This is a genomic window from Armatimonas sp., from assembly GCF_043760365.1.
GTDB lineage: Bacteria > Armatimonadota > Armatimonadia > Armatimonadales > Armatimonadaceae > Armatimonas.
Genome location: NZ_JAYUPA010000959.1, coordinates 1 through 7,942, shown reverse-complemented (window position 1 = coordinate 7,942; position 7,942 = coordinate 1). Strand labels below are relative to the sequence as shown.

Here is a 7,942-nt window from a genome sequence, read left to right as displayed (position 1 = left end):
AGATAATCGCAAACGTGCGCCGCCGCGTAATTTGATGCTCTAAGTCAGTCATAGCCAAGTGTCAGGATACCATGATCTCCTTGAGGGCCTCATCGGCGGTATCATAGTAGGCATGATTCGTAGGTTTGTAGGGGTGCTGGCACTGGGGGGCTTAAGTGTCATGGCGCTGGCAGCACAAAAGACAGTTTCTTATCAGCGCGATGTGCTGCCGATTCTAAAAAAGAACTGCTCATCGTGCCATAGCAATGGAGCCAAGCAGGGAGACTTCTCACTCGACAGCCGCGAGGCGATTCTGACGGGCGGCAAAACCCATCCCGTGGTGCGGCCCGGCAAGGGGGCGCAGAGCTATCTGATCGAGCTGGTGAGCAAAGGCGCGATGCCGCCGCAGGGGGCGCGTCTCAAGGCGAGCGAGGTGGAGACTCTGCGGCGCTGGATTGATGCGGGCCTGCCCTTTGACGGCGCGGCCCAGAGCGAGGATGCGGCATGGACACCACCGATGGCACTGCGGGAAGTGGCTGTGCCCGCAGGCGAGGGCAATGCGATTGACCGGCTGCTCGGAAAAGTGGTGCTCAGAACCTTGGTCAGTGACCGGGTGTTTGTGCGGCGGGCGTATCTGGATTTAATCGGGCTACTGCCCTCCCCTGCCCAGCTCAATGCCTTTGTGTGGGACACACGCACGGATAAGCGTGAGCGGCTGGTGACGAGCCTCTTGGCCGACGCGAAGAACTACACGGAGCACTGGCTGACATTCTGGAACGACGCGCTTCGTAATGACTATGTCGGGACGGGCTATATTGATGGTGGCCGAAGCCAGATCACGAACTGGCTCTACGCCGCACTGGAGAGCAACAAGCCCTACGACCAGTTTGCACGCGAGCTAATCGCCCCACCAAGTGCCGAGTCCGAGGGTTTTATCAAAGGAATTGTCTGGCGCGGTGTCGTGAATGCCAGTCAGCGGCCACCGCTCCAAGCGGCGCAGAATATCGGACAGGTGTTTCTGGGGGTAAATTTAAAGTGCGCCTCGTGCCACGATAGCTTCACCAGCAACTGGAAACTGCGCGATGCCTACGGCCTGGCCGCCGCATTCTCGGACACGCCGCTGGAGCTGGTGCGCTGCGACAAGCCGACGGGGACAATGGCGAGCGCAAAGTTTCTCTGGCCGGAGCTGGGCGTGGTGGACGGCAGTGCGCCACTGGCAACGCGGCGGACGCAAGTGGCGGCTGCGATGACCTCGCCTGCTAACGGGCGTTTTGCCCGCGTGATCGTCAATCGGCTCTGGACCAAGCTCATGGGGCGTGGGCTGATCGAGCCCAACGATGAGCTGGATCACAAGCCCTGGAATCCGGCACTGCTAGACTGGCTGGCTAGTGACTTTGTCGCGCACGGCTACGATCTGAAGTACACACTGGCGCAGATCGCCACCAGCCGCGCGTACCAGTTGCCGTCGCAGAGGCTTTCTAAAGAACGGGCAAGCGGCTATGTATTCACCGGCCCCACCGTCAAGCGCCTCTCCGCCGAGCAGCTCACCGATGCGATCTCCATGCTCACGGAAAGCTGGCCGACGCCGGTGGAGACGCTTCGCATTAATAAAGGCGCGGTGAGCGTTCCCAAGCGCACCGGGAAAGTGCTCTTTGACAGCGGCCTGATGCGCAAGGGAGACAAGCCAGTGGATGTCGCGCTCCGTGGCGAGGAAGTGCTCGCCCTAGTGGCAACCGATGGCAACGGCACTAGTAACCACGACTGGGCGAACTGGATTGAGCCGCGCTTTGTTTTCGAGAATGGACGAGAAATAAGCCTGCGCGAGCTCATCCCACTCTCCACGACCACGGGGTTTGGGACGGTCCAAACCGATAAAAGTGTCGTCGGTAAGGCGCTCCGGGTGAACCAACAGACCTACACGCGTGGCATTGGGACACATGCCAACTCGGTGCTACTCTACGCCATTCCCCGTGGCGCGACCCATTTTCGCACACTAGTGGGCCCTGATCAGGGGGCGGTGGACGAAGCACCGGCAGAAGTCTCGGTGCGCTTTGCCGTCGTTGAGGCATCGCGTGCGCTGATCGAGGCACGAGCCGCCCTCACCACCGCCGATGCCTTCACCCGCGCCCTCGGACGGCCCAACCGGGAGCAGACGGTGACCCAGCGCCAGAGTGTGGCCACCACACTCCAAGCGCTAGAGCTAACCAACGGCCCGCTGCTGGCCGCACGCCTCAAGACCGGCGCGTCCACTTGGCTCCGCCACGCGGGCAACGGCGAGGATGTCCTAAACGGCCTCTACCAGACCGGCCTGAGCCGCCCGCCCACGGCCACGGAGAGGGCCACGATCCGCCAAGCCGTAGGAACCAAGCTCACCCCCGAGGCGCTAGAAGACATTCTCTGGGCACTGCTGATGAGCCCCGAGTTTCAGTTATACTGATCGCCCCCATTCACGCGCCCAGAGGGCACCCGGTCTTATTGCCGTCGCAAGCTCCGACACAAAGGGCGTACCGCCCATCCCGAGCAAATTGGGTTATGGCCCGAAGTGGCCTTTGTGTCCGAGGCACAAGGACAATATCACGCCCCCGTTCATGGGGGCGATAAGAGAAAAAAACATGAACCGACGAGAGCTACTTTTATCCGCGCTGGCGGCGGGCTATGCCCGCCCGCTCTGGGCCGCGCAGCCCGCCCCGAAGGCGACCGCCGATGCGGTGATTGTGCTGTGGATGGGCGGCGGGATGGCCCACACGGAGACGTTTGACCCCAAGCGCTACACGCCGTATGAGGCGGGGACGCCCTCGGAGAAGATCTTGTCTACGTTTCCGGCGATCCCGACCGTGGTGGATGGGCTTCAAATTTCGCAGGGGCTGGAGAAAGTGGCGCAGGTGATGGACCGAGCGACGCTGATTCGCACCTACCGGGCCGGGGATCTCGGGGCGATTCTGCACTCGCGCCACCAGTACCACTGGCACACGGGCTACGCACCGCCGCAGACCGTCGCCGCGCCGCACATTGGCTCGGTGATCGCGCGGACACTCGGACCGCTGAATGAGGCTGTCCCGGCGTTTATCAATATCGGGCAGCGCTTCGATGTCGGGGAGGGCGAGGAGCTCAAGGCATTTACGACGGCGGGTTTTCTGGGCAGCGAGTTTGGGCCGTTCAACCTGCCTTATCCTGACCAAGCAGTCGAGGCCGTGCGCCCACCGGCCGGAATGACGCCGGGGCGATTTGCGAGCCGCCAGGCGCTCTACAAAAAGCTCGTCCAGGAGTCGGTGGTCGGCAAGCTCGGCTCGGACTACCAGAAAGAGAGCCTACTGCGCTCGCTGGACAACGCGCATCGCCTACTCTCGTCGTCTGCGGCCAGCGCGTTTGATCTCACAAAAGAGCCCAAGGCCAGCTATGATATCTACAACACGGGGCGCTTTGGGCAGGGGTGTTTATTAGCACGTCGCCTGCGCGAGGCGGGCGCACGCTACATTGAAGTGACCACCGAGTACGTCCCGTTCTTTGGCTGGGACACGCACGACAATGGGCACACGCGCCTCGCCGAGATGAAGCGCCAGATTGATGCGCCGATTGCGCAGCTCGTGAGAGATTTAGAGGAGCGCGGCCTGCTGGATCGGACTCTGATTGTCTTAGCTTCGGAGTTCTCGCGGGACATGATGATGGAAGGCAAGCCCGATGCCCGCGTGCGGGATCAAGTGACGGTTCCCGATATCGTCAACGAGCTCAAGTTCTACGGCATGCACCGCCACTTCACCGATGCCGGGAGTGTCTTGCTGTTTGGCGGCGGCGTAAAAAAAGGCTTCGTCTACGGCAAGACCGCCGACGAGCGCCCGTGCAAGACCATCGAGAACCCGGTGGTGATCGAGGATCTGCACGCGACGATCTACCACGCGCTGGGAATCTCCCCTAAGCACGCCTACGAAGTCGAGAAGCGCCCGTTCTATGTGACTCGCGATGGGCTGGGCAAGCCCATCGGTGCACTTTTAGCAAAAGGCGCATAGAAAGTAAAATCAATGACTGTTCAAGAGTTTCAAGCGGAGAAGATCGAGGGATCGGCCAAGCTGCTCGCCTTCTGGCTGGGCTCGATGCCCGAGGACAAACAAAGCTGGGTGCCCGACGTTTCAGGATCGGCGGGTCTGCGCACGGCGCGGGAGCAGGTGGCGGAGTGTGCGGCGGCGAATCGTTTCTTTGCCGCGCTGCTGAAAGGCGAGAAGCCGCCTCTGTTCCGCCCGTTTGAGGTGAAGTCCGAGTACACCAGCCTGGAAGCGGCTGAACAGGATCTGATCACTAGCGCCGCCGAGTGCGCCGCCGTGATCCGGGGTATGAGCGACGCGGACTTAGAGAAAGAGTATAGGTTACGCCGGTCTATGACAGGCTACCAGATCATTGATTTTCCCTACCGCAACATGGCCTACCACGCGGGCCAGATCAACCAGCTCCAGCTCCTCTACGGCGACACCGAGTTTCACATTCCAAAAGGCTAGCGCCTCTTTTGGTGCAGGAGCGCCACCACGGTCACTCCCACGGCTCCAGCAAGTGCCACACTGCCGCGCTGCCCCCAGCGGGTTTGTAGGAGCGGCGCGTGGTCGGGGTAGGCACGGTCGGGGTGTGCGAGGATACGGGCGATCTCCGCACGATAGGCAGAGAGGCGCTGTGCGGCCACGACGGTGGGGCGTGATCTCTCTCCAGTAACGGGCTTCAGCGCATCCGGTGGCCCCAGAAAAAGCCCGCGCCCGTCGTAGAGGGCGGCGCGGAAGAGATCGTCTTTGCGGCCCGTGGTGCTGTAGAACCGATCCACGCCATCGTCGCCCGGGTTGATATCGTGGTTGAGCCCCGCCAGCCGCCACTTGCCATTGCGGCCTTTGAGAAAGACGCCACCACCGCTGTCACCATCGGAGAGCGTGGCTTCATCGGGGCCAGCGTTTTTATCGAACGTCGCAAGGAGAAGCTCGCCGTAGGGCTTGCTCTTGAGAAAGCCCCCGACTCGGTTCATCCCCCAACTTTTTTTATGATCAATCGGCCCCCAGCGCCAGCCCTTGCCCAGAAGTTCGCTCCCACGTGCCGTGCCTCGCCCGACAATGAAAAGCTCCCACCCTTGCTCATCGCCCTCACAGAGGGTGGCCCAGCGAGGAAAGTCGCGATCCACACGCCAGAGCGCTGTGTCGGTGCCAGGAATTTTCTCGTGCGCGACAGCGGCGTAGCGCCGCCCCGCGAGCACAAAAACATCCCCAAGCTGCCCGCCAACATGAGCGGCTGTGACAAACCAGCGGGCCGCAATCGGAGTGCCTAAAAAATTACCCCACTCGCCCTGGAGCTCCCAGCAAGCACGGCGGGCCGTGTCGGGTGGCGGTGAGAGATTGCGCCCTGTACCGCCAAAAACAATCACTTACGCGGTCCAAAAAGGACGTTCTCTAGCTCCTCTTCCGCAGCGGCATTGAGCTGCCCGGCAAGCCAGCGACGCGCTTTTTCCAGACACTCTTTCTTATCGTCGCTCTCGCCTATCTCAAGCTGCACCGAGCCCCCGAGGCGCACGGACTGAAAATCCCGTGAGCGGGTGACCTGATAATCTACCGTCAGTGTGGTGACCTTCATTTTTGTTTCTCCCCTTAAATCTTTACTTCGGTTAAGACACTCCTCAAGCGCAGGGCACAGCGGAAAGAGGGTTTCGAGAGATTTTTCGCGAATGAGTATCCTGGAGGAACTCTCATGTTCAAACAGGAAAAAACGGCAGCGGCGGTGGTAGCTCCCAAACTCACCAAAGAGGTGATGGCAGATGCCATGAAGACGGCGCGCAAGCAGAAAAAGACAATCTTTGTCCACTTCGGTGCCTCGTGGTGAGGGTGGTGTCGGCGGCTGGAAGCCGTCCTTGACAACCCGGTGGTGAAACCACTTTTCGACGAAAACTATGTCACCCGCGTGCTCGTCGTGCTGGAAAATGGCCCTAAGAAAGTGCTCGAAAATCCCGGCGGCGGTGAGTTCATGGCCGCAATGGGCGGCGCGAAATCCGGCCTGCCCTTCATGGTCTTTCTGGATGCAAAAGGCAAGAAGCTCGCCGACTCCAATGTCATGCCCGTTCTCAAGAATCCCACGGCTCCCCCGACCAATATCGGCTGTCCGGCTGCCCCTGAGGAAATTGTGGCGTTTGGTGAGCTGCTCAAGAAGACCGCCCCGCGCCTGAGTGATGCCCAGCGCCAGACGATTCTGGACGAGTTCACAAAGGCCGCACCCAAGCGCTAAGCCATGACACCCGTTCTTTTTGATACAGATATCGGTAACGATATAGACGATGCCGTGGCACTGGCCTACTTGCTCTCACAGCCCGAGTGCGAGCTGGTGGGCATCACCACGGCAACCGGTGATACGGCAAAGCGAGCCGCGCTCTGTGAGGTAATCTGCCGTGCAGCGGGCCGCGCGGATATTCCGATCCACGCCGGGCTGGCCGGGCCGCTACTTCACGGGCGTGAGCAGGGTGTGGCGCAGTACGCCGCGATTGAGAACCTGCAGCACCGCAGAGACTATCCCACCGGCTTCGGGGCGCTGGAGTTTCTCAGAAATAGCATCCGCTCCCGGCCCGGCGAGCTCACCCTACTCGCCGTGGGCCCAATGACTAATATCGGGACGCTCTTCGCTGCCGATCCTGAGCTGCCGGGCTTGCTGAAGAAGCTCGTGCTGATGTGCGGGCGCTTTGTGACCGGCGGGCCGGGCGCTAAAGAGTGGAACGCGTTTCTTGACCCGATTGCCACCGCACTGACCTACAAGCACGGCGCGGGAAAGCTGCTCTCGGTGGGCCTCGACGTGACACTTCAGTGCGTGATGCCCGCCGCACGCGTCCGGGAGCGCTTCGCCGCCGCCGGGGGAGCACTGGCCGCAACCCTGGGAATGGCCGAGGTCTGGTTCAACCACTCCGAGTTACTGACTTTCCACGATCCTCTCGCCGCCGCGCTGCTTTTTGCGCCCGATCTCTGTGACTACCAGACGGGAACGATCTCAACGGTGATCGAGCCGGGGCCGCTGGAGGGCATGACCCGCTGGCAAGCAGACACGAGTGGGGCCCATGAAATCGCGACAACAGTGGATGTCGAGGCGTTTTTCAGGCATTATTTCACGATCACGAGCGGGTAGGTACGTGGAATCGGAAACTAAAGTAGAATAGAGGTGTTATGCTAATCATGCCGGAACTCGCCGTCGCGCTCCGTCGTGAGCTGGAGGACGCACTTCAGCATCACGAGAGCGAGGTTTTGACTCTCTCGACATGGGCAAAAGCACGTAGCCCGCGCGCTGAAGCCTCGGTACGGGAGCTTAAGAAAGCCCTGACATTGCCGCTGCCACTGCTTCTCTGGCAAAAAGGAGCCTGGGCCACCGCGACAGCATCGCGTGATGCCATCGGGGGGGAGCTGACCACAGTGGCGGATAGGGTGACTGAGGGTCAGCTCTGGCTCTTTGACGGGATCAGCATTCCGCCCACGGTAAAAAAACGCCTCGCCCTGCCCGAGAAGGCACGCCCCACAGCACGTATTCTCCTGCCCCTGTCCGATGGCTCGCTCCCTGAGCAGGGCATAGCAATGGGCTATCTCTTTCATACCGTCGGGCCGGGCGGACGCTCCGAAACCCCGTTCCTGCGTCTGCTGCCCGATCTCTACCCTGGAGAGTTCATCTCAGACCCGCACATCAACTTCATCGCCGCCCTCCGCTACGCCAACCAGCACCGCAAAGTCGTTATCGCCCCCGGACGCGGCAATGTCTTCACCATCGGTGAGTAAATCGTCATGCCTTGGTTACCCATGTACCTAACCAGAAGCGACGCACCGGTATTGGCGGAACTACTCTCCCAGGATCCCGAGATTGCGTTTCTGCTACGGGATAGCCCAATGCGATGGCGCGCAGTCAAAGAATCGGACATTGAGAACCATGAACGAGTTGGTCTATGGCATGTGCCAAGTGGCTCACTCCCATTACTGCC

The 7,942-nt window shown here is 61.0% G+C and carries 9 protein-coding genes; 7 read left to right on the top strand and 2 right to left on the bottom strand.

Features of this window, described 5'->3' with window-relative positions; all coding sequences use genetic code 11:
• Positions 1-112: 112 nt before the first annotated feature.
• From ACH2EH_RS24375 to ACH2EH_RS24365, 3 genes are all read left to right on the top strand, one after another.
• Complete coding sequence (locus ACH2EH_RS24375; RefSeq protein WP_395145916.1) at positions 113-2,416, top strand: DUF1549 domain-containing protein; 2,304 nt, start codon at positions 113-115, stop codon at positions 2,414-2,416.
• A 175-nt stretch (positions 2,417-2,591) separates the two neighbouring features.
• Positions 2,592-3,983, top strand: coding sequence for a DUF1501 domain-containing protein (locus ACH2EH_RS24370; RefSeq protein ID WP_395145914.1), 1,392 nt, complete (start codon positions 2,592-2,594; stop codon positions 3,981-3,983).
• A gap of 12 nt (positions 3,984-3,995) precedes the next feature.
• Complete coding sequence (locus ACH2EH_RS24365; protein ID WP_395145912.1) at positions 3,996-4,466, top strand: DinB family protein; 471 nt, start codon at positions 3,996-3,998, stop codon at positions 4,464-4,466.
• Here the strand turns inward: ACH2EH_RS24365 and ACH2EH_RS24360 are convergent.
• Positions 4,463-5,368: a hypothetical protein gene (locus ACH2EH_RS24360; RefSeq protein WP_395145911.1), complete on the bottom strand. Its 906-nt coding sequence runs from the start codon at positions 5,366-5,368 to the stop codon at positions 4,463-4,465. The genes ACH2EH_RS24365 and ACH2EH_RS24360 overlap by 4 nt on opposite strands.
• Entirely contained in the window at positions 5,365-5,574 is a 210-nt protein-coding gene (locus ACH2EH_RS24355; protein WP_395145909.1) for a hypothetical protein, read from the bottom strand. Before ACH2EH_RS24355 ends, ACH2EH_RS24360 begins: the two co-directional genes overlap by 4 nt.
• 114 nt (positions 5,575-5,688) lie before the next feature.
• On the opposite strand from ACH2EH_RS24355, the gene ACH2EH_RS24350 reads away from it, so the two are divergent.
• The 4 genes from ACH2EH_RS24350 to ACH2EH_RS24335 are packed head-to-tail and all read left to right on the top strand — an operon-like array spanning position 5,689 to position 7,742.
• Positions 5,689-5,820 (top strand): hypothetical protein, encoded by a 132-nt coding sequence (locus ACH2EH_RS24350; RefSeq protein WP_395145907.1) that lies wholly within the window; start codon positions 5,689-5,691, stop codon positions 5,818-5,820.
• Between the two features lie 42 nt (positions 5,821-5,862).
• The gene (locus ACH2EH_RS24345; protein WP_395145905.1) at positions 5,863-6,219 is read left to right on the top strand and encodes a hypothetical protein; all 357 of its coding nucleotides are present in this window, start codon (positions 5,863-5,865) and stop codon (positions 6,217-6,219) included.
• A 3-nt stretch (positions 6,220-6,222) separates the two neighbouring features.
• Positions 6,223-7,104 (top strand): nucleoside hydrolase, encoded by an 882-nt coding sequence (locus ACH2EH_RS24340; RefSeq protein ID WP_395145903.1) that lies wholly within the window; start codon positions 6,223-6,225, stop codon positions 7,102-7,104.
• Positions 7,105-7,142: 38 nt separating this feature from the next.
• Positions 7,143-7,742 (top strand): hypothetical protein, encoded by a 600-nt coding sequence (locus ACH2EH_RS24335; protein ID WP_395145902.1) that lies wholly within the window; start codon positions 7,143-7,145, stop codon positions 7,740-7,742.
• Positions 7,743-7,942 lie beyond the last annotated feature (200 nt).